This is a genomic window from Microbacterium sp. USHLN186 (assembly GCF_037145155.1).
GTDB lineage: Bacteria > Actinomycetota > Actinomycetes > Actinomycetales > Microbacteriaceae > Microbacterium.
The window spans coordinates 212,717-232,790 of sequence record NZ_JBBCYA010000002.1 but is presented as its reverse complement, the minus strand read 5'-3'; the positions used below and the strand labels follow the sequence as shown (position 1 = coordinate 232,790).

Annotated in this window: 17 protein-coding genes; 7 read left to right on the top strand and 10 right to left on the bottom strand. The window is 70.8% G+C overall.

The genetic code is table 11. The features are described from left to right. The first annotated feature begins 10 nt into the window (after positions 1–10). On the top strand, positions 11–1,363 hold the full coding sequence (locus WFG93_RS05105) for a flavin monoamine oxidase family protein (protein ID WP_336645246.1): 1,353 nt from the start codon (positions 11–13) through the stop codon (positions 1,361–1,363). Positions 1,364–1,371: 8 nt separating this feature from the next. Here WFG93_RS05105 and WFG93_RS05100 read toward each other — a convergent pair whose 3' ends face one another. From WFG93_RS05100 to WFG93_RS05090, 3 genes are read right to left on the bottom strand one after another with little or no spacing between them, the layout of a single operon-like run. Beyond that, positions 1,372–2,406, bottom strand: a complete 1,035-nt coding sequence (locus tag WFG93_RS05100; protein ID WP_336645245.1) for a TIGR00730 family Rossman fold protein — start codon at positions 2,404–2,406, stop codon at positions 1,372–1,374. A 46-nt stretch (positions 2,407–2,452) separates the two neighbouring features. Further along, a complete protein-coding gene (locus tag WFG93_RS05095; protein ID WP_336645244.1) occupies positions 2,453–4,207 on the bottom strand; it encodes a proline--tRNA ligase in 1,755 nt (584 codons plus the stop codon). A 42-nt stretch (positions 4,208–4,249) separates the two neighbouring features. Continuing rightward, positions 4,250–5,020 carry an isocitrate lyase/PEP mutase family protein gene (locus WFG93_RS05090; protein ID WP_336645243.1) on the bottom strand — a complete coding sequence of 257 codons (771 nt, stop codon included), beginning with the start codon at positions 5,018–5,020 and terminating at the stop codon, positions 4,250–4,252. A gap of 75 nt (positions 5,021–5,095) precedes the next feature. On the opposite strand from WFG93_RS05090, the gene WFG93_RS05085 reads away from it, so the two are divergent. Further along, positions 5,096–6,517 carry an RNB domain-containing ribonuclease gene (locus tag WFG93_RS05085; RefSeq protein WP_336645242.1) on the top strand — a complete coding sequence of 474 codons (1,422 nt, stop codon included), beginning with the start codon at positions 5,096–5,098 and terminating at the stop codon, positions 6,515–6,517. After that, complete coding sequence (locus tag WFG93_RS05080; RefSeq protein WP_336645241.1) at positions 6,514–7,365, top strand: aminoglycoside phosphotransferase family protein; 852 nt, start codon at positions 6,514–6,516, stop codon at positions 7,363–7,365. Before WFG93_RS05085 ends, WFG93_RS05080 begins: the two co-directional genes overlap by 4 nt. A gap of 14 nt (positions 7,366–7,379) precedes the next feature. Here the strand turns inward: WFG93_RS05080 and WFG93_RS05075 are convergent, their stop codons facing one another. The 3 genes from WFG93_RS05075 to ispG form a co-directional block, all read right to left on the bottom strand. Next, complete coding sequence (locus tag WFG93_RS05075) at positions 7,380–8,108, bottom strand: alpha/beta hydrolase (RefSeq protein ID WP_336645240.1); 729 nt, start codon at positions 8,106–8,108, stop codon at positions 7,380–7,382. A gap of 202 nt (positions 8,109–8,310) precedes the next feature. Next, positions 8,311–9,168 carry a hypothetical protein gene (locus WFG93_RS05070; RefSeq protein ID WP_336645239.1) on the bottom strand — a complete coding sequence of 286 codons (858 nt, stop codon included), beginning with the start codon at positions 9,166–9,168 and terminating at the stop codon, positions 8,311–8,313. Between the two features lie 5 nt (positions 9,169–9,173). Continuing rightward, complete coding sequence (ispG, locus tag WFG93_RS05065) at positions 9,174–10,325, bottom strand: flavodoxin-dependent (E)-4-hydroxy-3-methylbut-2-enyl-diphosphate synthase (protein ID WP_336645238.1); 1,152 nt, start codon at positions 10,323–10,325, stop codon at positions 9,174–9,176. 226 nt (positions 10,326–10,551) lie between these two features. Between ispG and WFG93_RS05060 the strand changes: the two genes are divergently transcribed. Next, positions 10,552–12,432 (top strand): anthranilate synthase family protein, encoded by a 1,881-nt coding sequence (locus tag WFG93_RS05060; RefSeq protein ID WP_336645237.1) that lies wholly within the window; start codon positions 10,552–10,554, stop codon positions 12,430–12,432. Positions 12,433–12,450: 18 nt separating this feature from the next. Here the strand turns inward: WFG93_RS05060 and WFG93_RS05055 are convergent, their stop codons facing one another. Next, entirely contained in the window at positions 12,451–13,764 is a 1,314-nt protein-coding gene (locus tag WFG93_RS05055) for a M50 family metallopeptidase (protein ID WP_336645236.1), read from the bottom strand. Positions 13,765–13,852: 88 nt separating this feature from the next. On the opposite strand from WFG93_RS05055, the gene WFG93_RS05050 reads away from it, so the two are divergent. Beyond that, positions 13,853–15,463, top strand: a complete 1,611-nt coding sequence (locus WFG93_RS05050) for a Mur ligase family protein (protein ID WP_336645235.1) — start codon at positions 13,853–13,855, stop codon at positions 15,461–15,463. Positions 15,464–15,489: 26 nt separating this feature from the next. On the opposite strand, the gene dxr is transcribed toward WFG93_RS05050, so the two are convergent. Together dxr and WFG93_RS05040 are read right to left on the bottom strand one after the other, a co-directional pair. Further along, entirely contained in the window at positions 15,490–16,572 is a 1,083-nt protein-coding gene (gene dxr / locus WFG93_RS05045; RefSeq protein WP_336645234.1) for a 1-deoxy-D-xylulose-5-phosphate reductoisomerase, read from the bottom strand. Positions 16,573–16,601: 29 nt separating this feature from the next. Continuing rightward, complete coding sequence (locus tag WFG93_RS05040; protein ID WP_336645233.1) at positions 16,602–17,549, bottom strand: FKBP-type peptidyl-prolyl cis-trans isomerase; 948 nt, start codon at positions 17,547–17,549, stop codon at positions 16,602–16,604. A 111-nt stretch (positions 17,550–17,660) separates the two neighbouring features. On the opposite strand from WFG93_RS05040, the gene WFG93_RS05035 reads away from it, so the two are divergent. Next, complete coding sequence (locus tag WFG93_RS05035; protein ID WP_442928233.1) at positions 17,661–18,449, top strand: lysophospholipid acyltransferase family protein; 789 nt, start codon at positions 17,661–17,663, stop codon at positions 18,447–18,449. Positions 18,450–18,510: 61 nt separating this feature from the next. On the opposite strand, the gene WFG93_RS05030 is transcribed toward WFG93_RS05035, so the two are convergent. Continuing rightward, positions 18,511–19,002: an OsmC family protein gene (locus WFG93_RS05030; protein ID WP_336645232.1), complete on the bottom strand. Its 492-nt coding sequence runs from the start codon at positions 19,000–19,002 to the stop codon at positions 18,511–18,513. 73 nt (positions 19,003–19,075) lie between these two features. Here WFG93_RS05030 and WFG93_RS05025 point away from each other — a divergent pair, with 73 nt between their 5' ends. Further along, positions 19,076–20,071 carry an asparaginase gene (locus WFG93_RS05025; RefSeq protein ID WP_336645231.1) on the top strand — a complete coding sequence of 332 codons (996 nt, stop codon included), beginning with the start codon at positions 19,076–19,078 and terminating at the stop codon, positions 20,069–20,071. Positions 20,072–20,074: the final 3 nt, after the last annotated feature.

Here is a 20,074-nt window from a genome sequence, read left to right as displayed (position 1 = left end):
ACTGTGCGTCATGGGGCGTTTCGACACGGTGGTCATCGGTGCCGGCATCGCGGGGCTGACCTGCGCGAGGATGCTGGCCGACACGGGTCGCCGGGTGGTGGTGCTGGAGGCGCGGAACCGCATCGGCGGACGCATGCACACGGAGCGCTCGGCCGGGTTCCCCGTCGACCTCGGCGCCTCATGGATCCACGGCATCGCCGACTCGCCGCTGTGGGAGCTGGTGCGGGCGCTGGACGTGCCCACGATCGAGTTCACGGTCGGCAGCTTCCAGCCCGGCGGTCGCCGGATCGAGCACTTCGACGCGACCGGTGCACCCATGGGTGCGGACGAGACGGAGCAGTGGATCGCCGACGTCGGCGCGGCGGATGCGCTGCTGGTGGACGCGGTCGCCCGCTCCTCCCCCGGCGAGAGCTATCTGCAGCTCACCGAGCGCGCCCTGGCGGCATCCGGGCTCGCGCCCGAGCGCATCGGCGAGATCCGCGAGTTCTTCCGTCATCGCGTCGAGGAGCAGTGCGGGGCGTGGATCGGCGATCTCGACGCGCATGGGCTCGACGAGGACGCCATCGACGGCGACGAGGTGATCTTCCCGCGCGGGTACGATGAGCTGCCGCGCCGCATCGCGGCGGGACTGGATGTGCGCCTGGGTCACGTGGTCGAGTCGGTCGCCCGGCGGGACGGAGGGGAGGACGAGTGGCTGGTGCGGACCGGGGAGGGCGACTTCGTCGGCGCGACGGTCGTCGTGACGGTGCCACTGGGGGTGCTCAGATCGTCGGCGATCCGCTTCGACCCGCCTCTCCCGCGCACCGCGACGGGCCCGATCGCACGGCTGGGCATGGGGGTGTTCAACAAGGTGTTCGTGCAGTTCCCCGAGCGGTTCTGGGGCGAGGGCACCTATGCCATCCGGGCGCTGGGCGACGCCGGGGCGCGCTGGCACTCCTGGTACGACGTCTCCGCGATCAGCGGCATCCCGACCCTGCTGACCTTCGCCGCGGGACCGTTCGGCCGCAGCATGCAGGCGCTGGCGGACGAGGCCGTGGTGGACGACTCGCTCACGGCGCTGCGCGCGCTGTACGGCGCAGCCGTGGGCGACCCCCTCGCCTGGTGGGTCACCCGGTGGGGAGAGGACCCGTTCGCCGCCGGTTCGTACAGTCACCTGCCGATCGGGTCGTCGTACCGCGACCACGACATGCTCGCCGAGCCGATCGACGGCGGGCTGCATTTCGCAGGCGAGGCCACGTGGGGCGCGGAGCCCGCAACCGTCGGCGGCGCGTACTGCTCCGGCCACCGTGCTGCCGAGCGCCTGCTGGGAAGGCCGGTGGACCGCGCGGAGTTCGCCGCGGCGATCGTGCGTCGCGAGCGCTGAGACCCGGCTCAGCCGGCCGAGGGCAGCGCGCTGATGGCCCGGATGAGCGCGTACAGCGAGCCGACGGCACGCTGTTCGAGGTGCAGCGCCAGGCGCGGCAGCTCGACCACGTCGCCGGCGGCGCGCTCCACGTCGAGCGGCTCGATGCGCTCGATGCGTCCATGCGCGCACAGGTGTCCGAACCGCTCGTTGAGGTCGTCGATCTCGGCATCCGTCGGCGTGTGCACGAGACGCAGCACCAGCAGATCGTCCGCCCACCGCAGCGAGTCGTAGTTGCGCCAGAAGCCGGTGACGCTGGCGGCGGCCTCCTCGACGGAGTCGGTGATCAGCACCCGGTCGAGGTCGTGCGGCGAGATGACGCCGGCCGGCGCGAGGTGCTCGTCGACGAACCGCTTCAGGCCCGTCCAGAAGGTTCCCCCGGGGGCATCCAGCAGCACGATCGGCATGGGTTCGGCCTTGCCGGTCTGCTGCAGAGTGAGCAGCTCGAACATCTCATCCATCGTGCCGAACCCGCCGGGCAGGCAGATGAAGCCACGGGATTCCTTGATCAGCATGAGCTTGCGGGTGAAGAAGTACTTCATCGACACCACCTGCGTGCTCTCGGCGATGATGGTGTTCGCGCGCTCCTCGAACGGCAGCCGGATCGACACGCCGAGCGACATCTTCGATCCGGCGCCCTCGGCTGCCGCCTGCATGATGCCGGGACCCGCACCCGTGACGACCATCCAGCCGTCGTCGGCGAGAGCGGCTGCCACGTCACGCGCGTGCAGGTAGAGCGGGTCGTCGTGCCCGGTGCGCGCCGATCCGAAGACGGTCACTTTGGGCACGCGGTGGAAGGGCTGGAAGAGCCGGAACGCCTGATGCATCTCCTGCAGCGCCGCCGACGCGATCTTCAGATCCAGCCGCTCGGTGTTCTCCATGCCCAGTGAGAGCGAGGTCTGCAGCAGGCGGGCGATCAGTCCGCGCTCCGCGCGGATGCCGGCCTTGTCGAGCAGCGCGGTGATCTCGTGGCGCAGGTCGTCGTTCAGCGTGGCATCCGTCATGCTCCCACCCTGGCACAGGGGTGCGCCGTGGGCTGGGAGCGACAGTTCAGCGCGTCAGTCGTGCGATGGCATCCGCGACGGCCACCGCCTCGCGCTCTCCCGTCGCACGATCCCACAGCTCGACCTGCCCGTCGGCCGCGCCGCGGCCGACGATGACGATCTTCGGCACCCCGACCAGCTCGGCGTCGCCGAACTTCACGCCGGGCGACACCTTCACGCGGTCGTCGTAGAGCACGTCCAGGCCACTCGTCTCGAGCTGCGCGGCGATGTCCTCGGCGACCTCGAACGCCACCTGGTCGCGACCGGCTGCCACCACGTGGACGTCGAACGGTGCGACGGATGCCGGCCAGATGAGGCCCCGCTCGTCGTTGTTGAGTTCGGCGATGATCGCGAGGATGCGGGTGACTCCGATGCCGTAGGAGCCCATGGTGACCGTGACGAGCTTGCCGTTCTGGTCGAGCACCTTCAGCCCCAGGGCCTCGGCGTACTTGCGGCCCAGCTGGAACACGTGACCGATCTCCATGCCGCGCGCCAGGGTGACCGGGCCGGAGCCGTCGGGTGCAGGGTCGCCGTCGCGGACGTTCGCGATCTCGACGGTGCCGTCTGCGATGAAATCGCGGCCGGCGACCACCGAGTGGGCGTGCTTCTGGTCGATGTTCGCCCCGGTGATCCACCGGGTGCCGTCGGCGACGCGCGGGTCGATGAGATAGCGGATGCCGGTGGCGGACTCCTCGCCGAGCACGGCTCCGGTCTCGGACCAGGGTCCGATGTATCCGCGCACCAGCAGCGGGTGGCGCTCGAAGTCCAGATCGTTCGCCGCCTCGACCTCCGCAGGGGCGAAGGCGACCTCTGCGCGCTTGAGGTCCACCTCACGGTCGCCGGGGATGCCGACTATGACGAGCTCACGCGAGCCGTCGAGGTGGTTGAGGGCGAGCACGACGTTCTTCAGTGTGTCGGCTGCGGTGTACTCCCCCTCGAGCACCGCGTTGGAGTGCGCGACGAGGGTCTCGATCGTGGGGGTGTCGGGCGAGTCGAAGACGGTCGCCGGCGGGATGTCGTCCCAGCCGACCGCAGCGGGCGCCGTCGTCGTGTACGCCTCGACGTTCGCGGCGTAGCCGCCCTCGCTGCGCACGAAGGTGTCCTCGCCCACCGGCGTCGGGTGCAGGAACTCCTCGCTGCGCGAGCCGCCCATCGCGCCCGCGTCGGCCTGCACGATGGCGTACTCCAGGCCGAGTCGTTGGAAGATGCGCTCGTAGGCGTCGCGCTGGGCCATGTAGCTGGCGTCCAGGCCCTCGTCCGATGCGTCGAACGAGTAGGCGTCCTTCATCGTGAACTCGCGGCCGCGCAGCAGTCCGGCGCGCGGACGCGCCTCGTCGCGGTACTTGTCCTGGATCTGGTAGATCGTCAGCGGCAGGTCCTTGTACGAGGAGTAGAGGTCTTTCACCAGCAGCGTGAACGCCTCTTCATGCGTGGGGGCGAGGAGGTAGTCGCCGCCCTTGCGATCCTGCAGCCGGAACAGCAGGTCGCCGTACTCCTCCCACCGGCCGGTCTCCTGGTACGCCTCGCGGGGCATGAGCGCAGGGAAGTGCACCTCCTGAGCGCCGGCGGCCCCCATCTCCTCGCGGACGACCTTCTCGATCCTCGACTTCACCCGCAGGCCGAGCGGCAGCCATGCGAAGATGCCCGCCGCCTGCGGCCGGATGTACCCGGCACGGATCAGCAGCCGGTGGCTGGCGACCTCGGCACCGGCCGGGTCTTCGCGGAGGGTGCGGAGGAAGAAGTTCGAGAGACGAGTGACCACGGGGCAAGTCTACTGACCCGCGGTCACCCGTCCTGGTCGTGATCAGTTCAGTGCGCGGGTGCTCTCGGGGATGGCGCCGTTCGCGTAGAGATCGGTCGCGAGGTCCTGCAGGGCAGTCAGAGCCACCCGCTGCGTCATGGGACCGAACGAGATGCGCGAGACGCCCAGGGCCTCGTACTCGGCAGCGGTGAGCGCGCCCGGCAGACCGATGACGCTGACCTTGTTGCGACCGATTCCGTCGACCAGCGTGCGGGTGGCATCCTCATCGAGCACGCCCGGGACGAAGACGGCGGTCGCGCCCGCCTCGATGAAAGCACGGCCGCGCTTCACGGCATCCGTCAGCTTGTCGGCGAGCGGCTTGTCACCGCCGCGCACGATCGCATCGGTGCGGGCGTTGAGGGCGAACGGCACGCCCTCCGCCTCCGCGGCCTTCACGATCGCCTCGACCTTCGCGACGGATTCGGCGAACGGCGCGAGTCGATCCTCGATGTTCGCGCCCACCACGCCGACGCCGATCGCGAGCCGGGTCGTCTCCCCGGCGTCGCCGTAGCCGTCGTCGAGATCGGCGGTGAGGGGGAGGTCGACACCGGCGGCGATGCGTCCGACGAAGTCGATCATGATGTCGCGTGGGATCTGCCCGTCGGGGTAGCCGAAGGTCGCGGCAATCGAGTGGCCGGCTGTGGCGAGAGCTCTGGTCTCGGGCAACCCGGCAACCGCCTTCGCCGAGACGACATCCCAGATGTTCACGACGCGGAGGATCTCCGGCGCGTCGTACAGGTCGATGAGGGTGCGGGCCCTGTCTGCGTTGGTCATCTCCTCAAAGTATCCCCACCGGATCGCCGCGGGGCCCGTTCCGCCGCGCACGGACCCAGTGCTTAGGCTGAGGACATGCCTCAGCGCCGATCGCACGTAGCCTCATCCGCCGCCCAGAGCGAGCTGGCCACCGCGCTGGCCGCGCTGCGCGCGAGCATCGAATCCCCCACGGAGTTCCCCGCGGAGGCGATCGCCGAGGCGCAGGCGGCGAGCGCGCCGGACCCCGACCTCGATCTGCGCGAGGTGCCTTTCGCCACGCTCGACCCGGCGGGCTCCAGAGATCTCGACCAGGCATTCCACCTGCAGCGGACGTCATCCGGCTTCCAGGTGCGCTACGCGATCGCCGACGTGCCCGGCTTCGTGCGACCGGGCGGCGCCGTGGATGAGCAGGCCCGGCTGCGCGGACAGACGCTGTACCTGGCGGACGGGAACGTCCCACTGCATCCGCGCGTGCTCTCGGAGGATCGGGCCTCACTGCTGGCGGATGCCGAGCGGCCCGCTCTGGTGTGGACGATGGACCTCGACGACGCGGGGATGCGCACGGATTTCCGACTGGAGCGGGCGCTGATCCGCTCCCGTGCGCAGCTGGACTACGTCTCGGCGCAGGCGGCCCTCGACCGGGGCGGGGACGAGCAGCTCACGCTGCTGCGGGAGATCGGCGAGGCGCGGCGCGCGCAGGAGGCCGCCCGTGGCGGCGCCAGCCTGAATCTGCCCGACGAGGAGGTCGTGCTGGACGCGGACGGCCGTTACGACATCGAGCGGCGCGAGCCGCTGCCCATCGAGGAGTGGAACGCGCAGCTGTCGCTGATGACCGGCATGGCAGCTGCAGAGCTGATGATCGACGCGAAAGTCGGGGTGCTGCGCACCATGTCGCCGCCGGACGAACAGGCGTTCGCCGCGTTCCGGCATCAGACCGAGGCCCTGGGCCGGCCGTGGACTGAGGGCGGGTACGGCGAATACCTCCGGTCGCTCGAACGCGACGACCCGCTGACCCTGCCCGTGCTCGAACAGGCCGCATCGCTGTTCCGAGGCGCCGGCTACGTCACCTTCGACGGCGCTCTCCCGCCGGGCGATCTGCAGCAGGCAGCGATCGCCGCGCCCTACGCACACGCAACCGCTCCCCTGCGCCGCCTGGTCGACCGGTGGTCGCTGGCGATCTGCCTCGCCGTGTCGCAGGGCCGGCCCGCACCGCAGTGGGCGAGGGATTCGCTGGCCGAGCTGCCCGCGCTCATGCAGGAGTCCGCGCAGCGGGCGTCGCGCCTTAACGCCGACACGATCAACCGCGTCGAGGCGGCACTGCTGCGTCCGCTGGTGGGCCGCACGATCGAGGCGACGGTGATCGAGATGCGCGGCGAGGATCGCGCTGCGGTGCAGATCTCGGATCCGGCGATTACCGCCACTGCACCCGTGCCCGCGGGGACCGTTCCGGGCTCACGTGTGCCGCTTCGTCTGGTGCGTGTCGATGTCGCCGACGGCGAGGTGGAGTTCGCCGCGTGACCAGCTGGCACGGCGGCCGCCTGCAGGGTTCCCAGGTGGCCTGGCTGCAGGCACGCCTGTCTGAGCCGGCGCTGGTCGGCGACCTGTCGTGGGATCTCGTCGAGTCGGTCGTGCTGCACGTGCGCACGACCGATGGCGACGTCATCGTGAAAGCCGGCGGCGCGGCGAATCACCACATCGGCCGCGAGATCGCCGCGCACGCCGGGTGGACGGCACCTCTCGAAGCCACCGGTCATGCTGCCCGGCTGCGTGACAGCTCGGTCGAGGAACGGGTGATGCTGCTCGAGTATCTGCCCGGCGCACTGGCCGAGGGGACGGCTGCCGAGTGGCATCCGTCCACCTACGCGCAGGCGGGGGCCCTGCTACGGCGGCTGCACGCCGGCGAGCAGCGCACGGATGCCGGTCATGAGCGCCGTGCGAACGAGCGCGCCCTGACCTGGCTGGCCGGCGTCCATCGGGTGGATCCGGCTTCCGCCGCGCGAGCGCGGGGCATCCTCCTCGCCGATCCGGCACCGCCCGTGACGGTCGTGCCCACGCACGGCGATTGGCAGCCGCGGAACTGGCTGGTCGAATACGGGACGGTGCGGGTGATCGACTTCGGGCGGTTCGCGTTCCGCCCCGCCGCCACAGACTTCACCCGGCTCGCCGCGCAGCAGTGGCGTCAGGACCCCGACCTGGAGGCAGCGTTCCTGGCCGGCTACGGCGGCGATCCGCGATCGTCGGACCGGCAGCGGGTGGATGCTCTTCGCGAGGGCATCGGCACGGCCTGCTGGGCGTTCCACGTGGGCGACGAGGACTTCGAGGCGCAGGGGCACCGGATGATCACCGAGGCGCTCGACGCGTTCTGACCTCTATCGCGCCGCTACGCGTCCGGGCGGAAGATCTCCGGCAGCGCGTCGACGAACCGCTCGAAATCGCTGTACCAGACCGAGTGCGCGGCGCCGTCGATCGCCCGCACCTCGACGCCGGCGCGCTGCAGCGCCGTCGCCTCGTCGTCGGAGACGAACCGGCTCGGACGCGCGCGGACCAGGATCGCGCCGGCCCCCGGCCGGTGATCCACACCCGACTCCGATGACACCGAAGCTGCGGTCACGGGATCGAAGCGCCGCGCGGCTCTCGCTTCGACGACGGCGTCTTCGGCGCTGTAGAACGGCCGACTCTGTCGCAGCCGGTCGCGGTCGAGGCGCGCGCGGCGGTCGACGTCGTACTGCGCGGTCAGCTCGGCGATGTCACCGCCCCCTGCGAAGGCGCATCCGGTGTCGACGTAGACCTGCGTGTCGAGCGCGAGGCGCGCCGCTGCAGCGCTGAGGACGGTTCCGCCGTAGGAGTGCCCGATTCCGATGAGCCGCTGGGGAGGCCCGAGAGCGGCGACCGTCTCGACCACCGCGTCTGCGGCGGTGCCGACCGAGCCTCGCGGATCGCGCGGCGACAGCCCATGGCCCGGCAGATCCAGCGCGATCACACGTGTGCCGTGCGCGGCGAGCAGCTCGCTCACGCGCCACCAGCTCTCCGCAGAGCCCATCATGCCGTGCAGCAGGAGGACGCTTCGATCCGCATCCCCTGGTCCGGTCACGACGGCGCTCAGCAGCATCCGCCCAGTCAAGCACGAGTGCCGGCGGCACCTGGCGCAGCGAAGCGATCGCAATCGTGCAGGACCTGACGGGCGCGACCAGGGGCCACGCGGCGCGCGGCCGATCGTCCTCGCGGCCCGGCTGGTCCGCACATATCTGTGGGGCAGTGCTCCCCCGCCGCGAAGATTCCGGCCGGTCGCCTGACCGGCAGGGCCAGCGAATTCAGCTGGCCGGAACCGCTGTCGTCGTCATCACCAGCAGCTGCGGGTCGGTCAGGTCGAGCGAGACGGTGATCGATGCGAACTCGCCGAGCGAGCGGACATGGGTGCCGCCGCAGGGGAACGCCACCTCGCCGTCGGGCAGCGTACAGCGCCACGAGCGACGGTCGGTGATGCGCGGCCCTTCCACGTGGATGCGACTGTCGCCCTGGGACGCCACCCACTCCGCGAGCACCGCGTTGATGCGCGCCTCACGCTCGGCCAGCGAGTCCGCGAAGCCCTCCGAGTCGAATCCGGCTTTGCGCAGGCTCTTGCCCAGCCGGTACTCGTCCACGCTGCCGTCCGCGTGGATGCGGCTGGACTGGTTCGCTCTGCCCTCGAAATCAGGGTTGCCCAGCGGATCGGTGCCGATGTCCTTGCGCCACAGGTCGGCGAGCGCCGCGTCGAGGGCGAGTGATGCGAGGTGGCACGCGGTGTGTCCCCGGCTCAGGGAGGCACGGAGGTCGGCATCCACCGTCAGTGCGACGCGCGCCCCGACCGCGATCTCCGCCGGGATCGCCCCCTCGGTGCGGTGACCGACCATCCACGTCCAGCCCTCGCCGCCGCGCTTGACGGGGATGTCGGCGCCGACGGCCAGAGCCCCTTCGTCGCTGATGGCCGCCATGACGGCCTCGGTCACGCGCACCTGCGCGTCACCCGCGGAGATGCTGCCGGAGTCACCCGGCTGGTCGGGCCAGGTGTGATCGACGGGATGGAACGGCGTCGCGTCGACCACCACGACGGACGCGGCCTGGTCGACGAGAACCACCTCGCCCTCGCCGGTGAGGGAGCCGTCCGGGAACGAGACGCGCGTCGACTGCATCGCGATCAGCCCGTGACGACCTGGGCGGTGCCGAGCGGCGCGTCCACCCCCATCTCGGCGGCGATGCGGTTCGCCTCCTCGATCAGCGTCTGCACGATGTCTGCCTCGGGCACGGTCTTGATGACCTCGCCCTTGACGAAGATCTGACCCTTGCCGTTGCCGGATGCCACACCGAGATCCGCTTCGCGGGCCTCGCCGGGACCGTTCACCACGCAGCCCATCACCGCGACGCGCAGCGGGACAGTCATGTCCTTCAGACCCTCGGTGACGGCATCCGCCAGCGAGTAAACGTCCACCTGAGCGCGACCGCACGACGGGCACGAGACGATCTCGAGCTTGCGCTCGCGCAGGTTCAGCGACTGCAGGATCTGGTGCCCGACCTTGACCTCCTCGGCGGGCGGAGCCGAGAGCGACACGCGGATCGTGTCGCCGATGCCCTCGCCGAGCAGGATGCCGAACGCCGTCGCGCTCTTGATCGTGCCCTGGAACGCGGGGCCGGCCTCGGTGACGCCGAGGTGCAGGGGCCAGTCGCCGCGCTCGGCGAGCTGGCGGTAAGCCTTCACCATCACGACCGGGTCGTTGTGCTTGACCGAGATCTTGAAGTCGTGGAAGTCGTGCTCCTCGAACAGCGACGCCTCCCAGACAGCGCTCTCCACGAGCGCCTCCGGGGTCGCCTTGCCGTACTTCTCGAGCAGCCGGCGATCGAGAGAACCCGCGTTCACGCCGATGCGCAGTGACACGCCCGCAGCCTGAGCCGCCTTCGCGATGGCACCCACCTGGTCGTCGAACTTGCGGATGTTGCCGGGGTTCACGCGCACGGCCGCACAGCCTGCGTCGATCGCCTGGAAGACGTACTTGGGCTGGAAGTGGATGTCGGCGATCACGGGGATCTGGCTCTTCGCCGCGATGATGTGCAGCACGTCGGCGTCGTCCTGCGAGGGCACGGCGACGCGCACGATCTCGCATCCGGATGCCGTGAGCTCGGCGATCTGCTGCAGGGTGCCGTTGATGTCGGTGGTCTTGGTGGTCGTCATCGACTGCACGCTGACGGGGGCGTCGCCGCCGACGAGCACCTTGCCGACGCGGATCTGCCGGGACTTGCGACGGGGGGTGAGGACTTCGGGGATGCGCGGCATCCCAAGATTCACAGCAGGCACCCCCTCAGCCTACTTCTCCGCCGCTGTGTGCGGCCCGAGCAGCCATGGCCACACCAGGTCATACGACGCGGGCACTCATGCGGACTGTGATACTTTCGGGCCATGTCCGCGAACAGCTCCTGGTGGCCCGCCTTCTAGGCGGAGTTTCGCGTACCCACGAGAACAAGACCGCCTTCCGGGGCGGTCTTCGTGTCTTCCGCACCGGATCCCCCCTGAGGAGACACCGATGAACGCAGCCCTGCCCGCCCGCCTCCGTGCGCTGATGGCCGACCCTGAGGCATCCTTCGTGCTCATCGCGCGCGACGGCGGCATCGAGCTGCTCACCGGCACGATCGTGGATGTGGACCGCCTCGCCGACATCCCGCTTGAGAACGCGGACGGCTCGCGCGAGGTCTTCGCGATGGTGCCGTACCGCCAGGTGCGCGAGCGGGGTTTCGAGGCGCAGGACGACGGCACTCCGCTGCGCTGCCTGCTCGTCGACGACCACGAGCACCTCCCGGCGCAGGATCTCATCCGCGCGCTGCCGGCAGCGCCGGTCGTACTGCACGACGGCGGGTTCGACATCTCCGACGAGGAGTACGCCGGCATCGTCGAACGCGTGATCGTCGACGAGATCGGTCGGGGTGAGGGCGCGAACTTCGTCATCCGCCGGGATTTCCGGGCGCGCTTCGACGGCGATGACCGCGTCGCGGCTCTCACCTGGTTCCGTGCCCTGCTCGAGCACGAGCGGGGCGCCTACTGGACGTTCGCGGTGATCACGCCAGGGCACATCGCTGTCGGCGCCAGCCCGGAGGCGCACGTCGTGGTGCGCGACGGCGTGGTCACGATGAACCCCATCTCGGGCACGTTCCGCCACCCTGCCGGCGGTGCGACCCGCGAGTCGCTGACCGAGTTCCTCTCGTCGACGAAGGAGACCGAGGAGCTGTTCATGGTCGTCGACGAGGAGCTGAAGATGATGAGCCAGGTGTGCTCGGACGGCGGGCGCATCACGGGTCCGCATCTGAAGGAGATGTCGCGGCTCACGCACACCGAGTACATGCTGCGCGGGCTCAGCCGCCTCGACCCGCGCGAGATCCTGCGCGAGACGATGTTCGCCCCCACTGTCACCGGCTCGCCGATGCAGAACGCCTGCGCGGTCATCGGCCGGCACGAGAAGACGCCTCGCGGGTACTACTCCGGTGTCGCGGCCCTCTTCACTCCGCGATCCGACGGCGGCCACGACCTCGACGCGCCCATCCTCATCCGCACCGTGTACGTCGATGCCGGACGACTGCGTGTGCCGGTGGGTGCCACCCTGGTGCGTCACTCCGACCCGCACGGCGAGGTGAGCGAGACGCACGGCAAGGCGGCGGGGGTGCTCGGTGCGATCGGGGCGATCGAGCGAGACCGGGTCGCCGAGACCCGTGACGACGATGCGCCGACCGAGGCGCGTCTGGCCGAGGACCCGCGGATCGCCGAGTTGCTCGCCTCGCGCAACACCCGGCTCGCGGACTTCTGGATGCAACCGCAGGACGCGCACGCCGGGGGGCGCTTCGCCGGGCGCACGGCGCTCGTCGTCGACGCCGAGGACCGGTTCACGACGATGCTCGCGCATCAGCTGCGCCACCTCGGGCTCACCGTCGAGATCGCCCCCTGGGACACCGTGACCGATGCGGCCATCGACGCCGCGGAGCTGGTGGTGTCCGGGCCAGGCCCGGGCGACCCGCGCGATGCGGCTTCGCCGCGCATCGCGCGCATGCAGCACGTCGTCTCCCGCCGGCGTGCCGCGGACACGCCGCTGCTGGCCGTCTGTCTCAGCCACCAGATCCTCGCCGATTCCCTCGGCATCGATCTGGTGCCACTGGAGTCACCGCACCAGGGCGTGCAGAAGACCGTGCCGATATTCGAGCACGATGCGTCGGTCGGCTTCTACAACACGTTCACCGCGCGCGTGCGCCCGGGGACGATGCGGGTGGACGACGCGGAGGTCGCGGCGGATCCCGTCACCGGCGATGTGTACGCGCTGCGCGGCGACGGCTTCGCCTCGGTGCAGGGGCACCTGGAGTCCATCCTCTCGCGCGACGGCATCGTGACACTCGAGCGGCTCATCGCACACGCCCTGCGCTGAGCCGCTCGGCAGAGGCGCTCAGCCCAGCAGGTTCAGCGGCTTCACCAGGTCGGCGACGATGAGCAGCGCTCCCATGCCGATCAGCAGCACCGCCACGATCACCGTGATGGGCACCAGTCGCGTCGCGTCCACCGGGGCGGGAGCGGGTCGGCGCGCGACCCGTGCCCACACACGGCGCACGCCCTCCCACAGCGCGACGACGACATGGCCGCCGTCCAGCGGCAGCAGCGGGATGAGGTTGAACACGAACAGGGCGATGTTCAGCGCGGCCAGCAGGTTCATCAGCACCACGAGCCGGTTCAGCACCGGGGCATCCGTCGCGGCGACCTCGCCGGCCAGGCGCCCCACGCCGACCACGCTGAGCGGGCCGTTGGGGTCGCGTTCCGACCCGGTGACCAGCGACACTCCGACATCCCACAGCTTGGCGGGCAGGTTCAGCACCAGCGACGCGACCGCGCCGGTCTGCTGCATCGCCAGCTCCGCGCCCGTGCCGATGGGCTGCGGCACGTACGCGTACTGCGCGACCACACCGGCGTAGCCGACGGTGCGCGTAACCGGCTCGCCGTCCTCGCCCAGCACCGGCCGGCCCTGGGCATCGACCTCGGCGCGCTGCGCCGCGACCGGGGTGAGCTCGAGCGTCATCCGCTCTCCGTCGCGCTCGACGACGACCGCGAGTTCGCGCCCGGGCGAGCGCTGGATGATCTTCGACGCCTCGGCGAACGTCGAGACGCGCTCACCGCCGACGCTGATCATCCGGTCGCCGGGACGGAATCCGGCGTGGGCCGCCGGGGCGACCGGGTCCTGGTCGGAACAGCTCTGCTGGGCCGTTCCGGCGGGCAGCACGCACTCGGTCACCGAGCTGATCGTGGTGCTCGCCTGCTGCAGACCGATCCCGGACGCCATCACCGTGAAGATGCCGATCGCGAGCAGGAGGTTCATCGCCGGGCCGCCGAGCATGACGATCACCCGCTTCCACACCGGCAGACGGTAGAACACCCGGCGCTCGTCGCCGGCGACGATCGTGTCGTCGTTCGCGGAACGGGCATCCTGCACGAGCGAGGCGAACAGCCCGCGAGCCGGACCCGTCTTCGACGAGGGCGGATACATGCCGGACATGGAGATGAACCCACCCAGCGGGAGCGCCTTGAATCCGTACTCCGTCTCGCCGATGCGACGCGACCACAGCCGCGGACCGAATCCGATCATGTACTGCCCGACGCGCACGCCGAACAGCTTCGCGGGCGCGAGGTGGCCGACCTCGTGCAGCCCGATCGAGAGGCCGAGGCCGACGAGCATGAACACGATGCCGCCCAGATACAGCAGGATCTCCACCCGACCACGCTACTGGCCGCGCTGAGGAATCCCCTGGATCGGCCGCGGACCGGAAGAGGTTCGGCCTGCGTGAGATCATGGACTGGATATGACCACGACATCGCTGCCCCCCGTGCTCCGTCCGGCCCACCCGCCCCGCCACGCCCTGACGGAACTCGCCGACCGCTTCGCACGAGAGGTCAGAGGTGAACTCGACGGCATCGAGCTGAGCGGGATCACCCTCGCGACCGCCGACCTGCGTCCCGGCGAGGCCTTCGTCGCCATTCAGGGTGTGAACCGGCACGGCGCGGAGTTCGCCCGAACCGCCGCCGATCAGGGTGCGGTCGCGATCATCACCGACGACGCCGGCGCCGACGTCGCGTCCGGTGCCGGCCTGCCGATCATCGTCGTCGACGAACCGCGGGCCATCCTCGGTGCGCTCAGCGCCTGGGTCTACGGCACCGGCGCGGGCGACCCGCTGCCGCTGCTGTTCGGCACGACCGGAACCAACGGCAAGACCAGCGTCTCGCATCTGCTGCAGGGTCTGCTCGACCAGCTCGGCGTCGTCTCGGGCCTGTCATCGACGGCGGAGCGGCACATCGCAGGTGAGGTCATCGTCTCCCGGCTGACCACGCCGGAGGCGTCCGAGATGCACGCCCTGCTGGCGCTCATGCGCGAGCGCGACGTCGAGGCGGTGGCGGTCGAGGTCAGTGCGCAGGCACTCTCGCGGCACCGAGTCGACGGCATCATGTTCGACGTCGCCGGCTTCACCAACCTCTCGCACGACCACCTCGACGACTACGCCGACATGACGGAGTACTTCGAGGCCAAGCTGCCGCTGTTCACCCCCGAGCGTTCCCGCCGTGCCGTGGTGAGCGTGGACTCTGCATCCGGAGCCGTCGTCGTCGAGCGCGCCGGCGTGCCCGTCGTGACCGTCGGCACGCCGGCGATCGCGGCAGATCCCGACGCCGCGTCCCGCGCCGACTGGGTCGTCTTGATCGATGAGGAGCGCCCGAGCGGCACCGCGTTCACGATCACCGGACCGGGCGGCCGCACGCTGTCCACCCTGGTGCCGGTCATCGGGCCGCACATGGCCGCGAACGCGGGACTGGCGATCGTGATGCTGCTCGAGGGCGGGTACGGCTGGGATCGCATCACCGCCGCGCTGCAGCGCGACGGCCAGCTCATCGCCCACCTTCCCGGGCGCACGCAGTTCGTCTCCGGCGAGCGCGGCCCCGCCGTCTACGTCGACTTCGGTCACTCCCCGGACGCCTTCGAGAAGACGCTCGCAGCCGTGCGCCGTGTGACACCGGGCAGGGTGCTGATGCTGTTCGGCGCCGACGGCGACCGTGATGCCACCAAGCGCTTCGACATGGCGCGCACGGCCGTCGAGGGCAGCGACATCCTCGTCGTCACCGACCACCACCCGCGCTTCGAGGATCCCGCCGCGATCCGCGCGACGCTCGTCGAGGGTGCGCGCCGCGCCCGTCCCGACGCCGAGATCCACGAGGTCTCGCCGCCGGAGGACGCCATCGTCGCCGCGGTCGGCCTGGTCGGCGAGGGCGATGCGATCCTCTGGGCCGGTCCCGGGCATCAGGACTACCGCGACATCCGGGGGGTGCGCACGCCGTACTCCGCGCGCGAACTGGCTCGCCGCGCGCTCATCGCCGCGGGATGGCCAGCGCCCGACTCGCACTGGCCCGTCCCCTACGCCGACTGAGGCCGGCGCCGCTGCAGCCGACCGGCTCAGACTGCGGCGATGAGCGCGTCGGCGCGGGTGCGCGCCCAGCTCTCCGCGGCGGCCAGGGACTCGATCGTGAGCTGCTCGGGCGCGTCGTGCGCGTCCACGACCCGCTGGATGGTGTCGACGATGTCGAGGAAGCCGATCCGGCCGTCGTGGAAGGCGTGCACGGCTTGCTCGTTCGCGGCGTTGTACACGGCCGGGAACGTGCTGCCGGCACGACCGACCGCCTTGGCGAGCGCGACGGCCGGGAACGCCTCGTCGTCGAGCGGCTCGAAGGTCCACGAGGTGGCGGTGCGCCAGTCGAGGGGGCGACCCACCCCGCCGACCCGATGCGGCCAGTCCAGTCCGAGCGAGATCGGCAGGCGCATGTCGGGCGGCGAAGCCTGCGCGATCGTCGACCCGTCGACGAACTCCACCATCGAGTGCACGATCGACTGCGGGTGCACGACCACCTCGATGTCGTCGTAGGGCACATCGAACAGCAGGTGCGCCTCGATGACCTCGAGACCCTTGTTGACCAGCGTCGCAGAGTTGGTGGTCACCATGCGTCCCATGTCCCAGGTGGGATGCGCGAGGGCCTGGGCCGGTGTGACGGTCGTGAGCTCGGCGCGGCTGCGGCCGCGGAACGGGCCGCCGGATGCCGTCACGACCAGCCTCCGCACCTCCGCGCGCTCCCCCGCGCGCATCGCCTGGGCCAGCGCGGAGTGCTCGGAGTCGACGGGGACGATCTGACCGAAGCCGGCGGCGGCTCGCACCAGTTCACCGCCCACGATCAGGGACTCCTTGTTCGCCAGAGCCAGCGTGCGACCGGCGCGCAGCGCGGCCAGCGTCGGACCGAGCCCGATCGAGCCGGTGATCGCGTTGAGCACGACGTCGGCCTCGACCTCGTCGACCAGCTGCTCCGCCTGAGCTGCACCCAGCGCCGTGTGCTCGACGTGGAACTCCGCCGCCTGGGCTGCGAGGGTCTGCGCGTCGGTGCCCGCAGCCAGCCCCACCAGCTCGAAGCGGCGCGGGTTGGCGCGGATCACGTCCAGCGCCTGGGTGCCGATGGAGCCGGTGGAGCCGAGGACGATGACGCGACGCATGCGGCCAGCCTATTGGAGCCGCGCGCCGGTCACTGCGTGGCGGGTGCGTGCTGGGTGGCGAGGACGTCGATCACGAAGACCAGTGTCTTGCCGCCGAGCTCGTGCGCGTCCGGGTCCTCGCCGTACGCCAGTGCCGGCGGGATGACGACGAGCACCTGTGAGCCGACCTTCTGGCCTGCCAGCGCCTGCACGAAGCCGGGCACGTACGTGTTGCCGGGAGCGGCGTATGGCGCGCCCTTCGACCAGGACGAGTCGAAGCTGTCGCCGCTCTTCCACTCCACCCCGTAGTACTGCAGCAGGGTGGTGTCGCCGTCGGCGACGGCCGGACCGTCGCCCTGCTTGAGCACCGAGATCTTCAGTTCGTCGGGCGCGTCGCCGGTGGGCACGGTGACGTCAGGCTCGCCGTTCGCGGCGAGCTTCACGGTCGGCATCCCCTCGACCGGCTTCTGCTTCTCGCCCCACGCGGCGGTCGGCACGGTGTCGAGCACATCGACCACGTACACCTCCGAGGGGGCGCCGTTTTGAGCGGGGAAGGCGACCGCCAGGCGCGAGCCGATCGTCGCGCAGCCGATCACCTGGGCGAGGGTCTCATTGCCCAGCACGTTCTGCGGCAGCATCTCGGCGTCGGCGTAGCCGGCGTCGCCCAGACGCTCGCCGTTGGTGGAGTCGAACGCGCTGAGGGCGTAGCGCACGTAGTCGCCGTCGCCGATCCTGGCGCCGTCGCCCTCGGTGACGACCGTGCGCTGCAGTTTCTTCGCCTCCTGCTTCAGCTCGAACTTCGCCGTGGACGGCGTGCCGAACTCCCCCTCGACCTTGACGCTGTCGGACAGCTTCCCCGGCTTCGCGGTCTGCGCGCAGGCATCCGCGCTGCCCGTGGACTCAGGCGACGCGGCGGGGTCGGACCCGGCGGCGCAGCCGGTCAGCAGCAGTGCGGCGAGGGCCGCGGTGGACAGCAGGGAGAGGGGGCGCAGGCGCAAGATGTGACCTCGGATCGGGGGTGGGACGCCTCCATCCTGCGGCATCCGGCTTTGCTGTCGCTGAGTGCGGGCATTCCTGGGATGGCATGCGATGCTGGATAAGCTCTTCCGGTGAGTTCTGAGCAGCCGGTCGAGCCCGTCGAACCCGAGGCCGACCAGCCTGCGGCGTCGTCCCCGCGACACGCGGGATTCAAGTACGCGATGGGCCGCATGATCGCCGCCCCCCTCGCCCGGATCGTGTACCGGCCGCGCATCGAAGGGCGCGAGAACGTGCCGCTCACCGGTGCAGTCATCCTCGCCAGCAATCACCTCTCGTTCATCGACTCGATGGCCATCCCCATCGCCGCACCGCGTCCGGTGCACTTCCTGGCCAAGTCCAGCTACTTCGAGGGCACCGGGTTCAAGGGGGCGCTGTCGCGCGAGTTCTTCACCTCGGTCGGCGCGATCCCGGTGCGCCGCGGTGCGGGGAAGGCCGCACTGGACGCGCTCGACCAGCAGCGTCAGCTGCTGGACGAGGGGCTCGCCGTCGCGCTGTACCCCGAGGGCACGCGCTCGACCGACGGACGTCTGTACAAGGGACGCACGGGGGTGGCGTTCCTCGCGCTGCAGACCGGCGCCCCGGTCGTGCCGGTGGGCCTGATCGGCACGGACCGCGTCATGCCGGTGGGATCCCGGATGCCGTCGCTGCGCGAGCGCGTGACGGTGCGCTTCGGAGCACCCATCGACGTGACCAAGCACGGCACGGCCTCCAGCGGCCGTGCCCGCCGGCTGGCCACCGACGAGATCATGGCGGCCATCCACGCGCTCAGCGGTCAGGAGCTCGCCGGGGTGTACAACGAGCCGCCCGCGCAGACGCCGATCGAGAAGATCAGGCAGGCGCTGCCGCACGAGCGTCGCTGACACGCACCGTGCCGTCCGACGGCCTCGGCGTCACGGGGATCATCGTTCGGCATCGACGCGGTCAGGAAACCGGCGGCGTCGCGACGCGGATGGTGGCATCGTGGTGCACGGGGAAGCTCACCGAGTTGGCGATGAAGCACCACTCGTGGGCGGTGTGGTGCGCGCGGCGAGCCGCCTCGAGCATGCCGGCGTCGGCGACCGTCACCTGCGGTCGCAGCATCACCTCGGCGAACGCGCCACCGCCTCGGCCGTCCTCGCGCATGATCGCGGTCGCCTCGTCCCGGTAGGCCACCACCACGACGCCGGCGGTCACGCAGGCATGCAGGTAGGACAGCAGATGGCACTCCGACAGCGCGGCGAGGAGCAGGTCCTCCGGGTTCCAGCGCGTGCGGTCTCCGCGGAACGGCCGGTCGGCCGAGGCGAGCAGATCCTGCTTGCCCGCGACGCTGATCGTCACGTCGCGGCTGTAGTCGCGGTAGCCGCTCGTGCCACTGCCGCGGTCGCCGGTCCAGGTCGTGGTCAGCGCGTAGTGGTGTTCGCCGAGTGGGGGCATGCCCACAGTCTGCCAGCGCGCGCCGCCCCGGCGGCCGTGCGCGCCGGCCTGCTGCGATGACTAGGCTTGTCTGGTGCTCGAGACTCTGACCATCGGTGACGCTGTCGAACTCGCGATCGTGGAGCGCAACGGCTTCGTGGAGTCGCGCCACGCCGGTGCGGCCGTCGTGCTCAGTGCGGATGGGGAGGTCGTCGGCCGATACGGCGACGTAGACGCACTGATCCTGCCGCGCTCGAGCCTGAAGCCGCTGCAGGCCATCGCCTGCGTGACCGCGGGCGCGTCGCTGGAGGGTGAGCAGCTCGCCCTCGGCACGGCGAGCCACAGCGGCACCGACCGGCACGTCGAGGTGGTGCGCGAGATGCTCGCCGCGGGTGGGCTCAACGAGGACGACCTCGGTTGCCCTCCGGCGTGGCCGTCCGATGCCGCCACGCGCCAGGACATGATTCGCGATCACGCCGACATGGCGCGCGTGCGGATGAACTGCTCCGGCAAGCACGCCCTGATGCTGCGCTCCTGCGTCGCCACCGGCTGGCCCACCGAGGGCTATCTCGACCCGGCCCATCCGCTCCAGCTGCACATTCGAGAGGTGGTCGAGCGTCTGGCCGGCGAGAAGATCGCGCACACCTCGATCGACGGCTGCGGCGCGCCCGTGCACGCGATCACCCTGCTCGGTCTCGCGCGTGCGGTGCACCGGATCGGCACGGCCTCCGAGCGCTCGCCCTTCGCACTGCACCGTGTCGCCGGCGCACTCGTGCGCGCCGTGCGGGAGAACCCGTGGACGATCGCGGGCCCCGGCGAGCCCGACACGCTCGCGATCGAGCGGCTCGGGGTCTTCGCCAAGGGCGGCGCGGAGGGCGTCATGATCATGGTGGCGCCCGACGGCACCACCGTCGCTCTCAAGACGCTCGACGGCAGCCTGCGCGCGGCGACCCTGGTGGCCGCGACTCTGCTGGCACACGCCGGCGCCCTCCGGGACGCGGATGTCGATGCACTCGCACAGGAGCTGCCGCTGGACGTGCTCGGCGGCGGACAGCCCGTGGGCCGCATCCGCCCCGGTGCGGGCATCTGACCC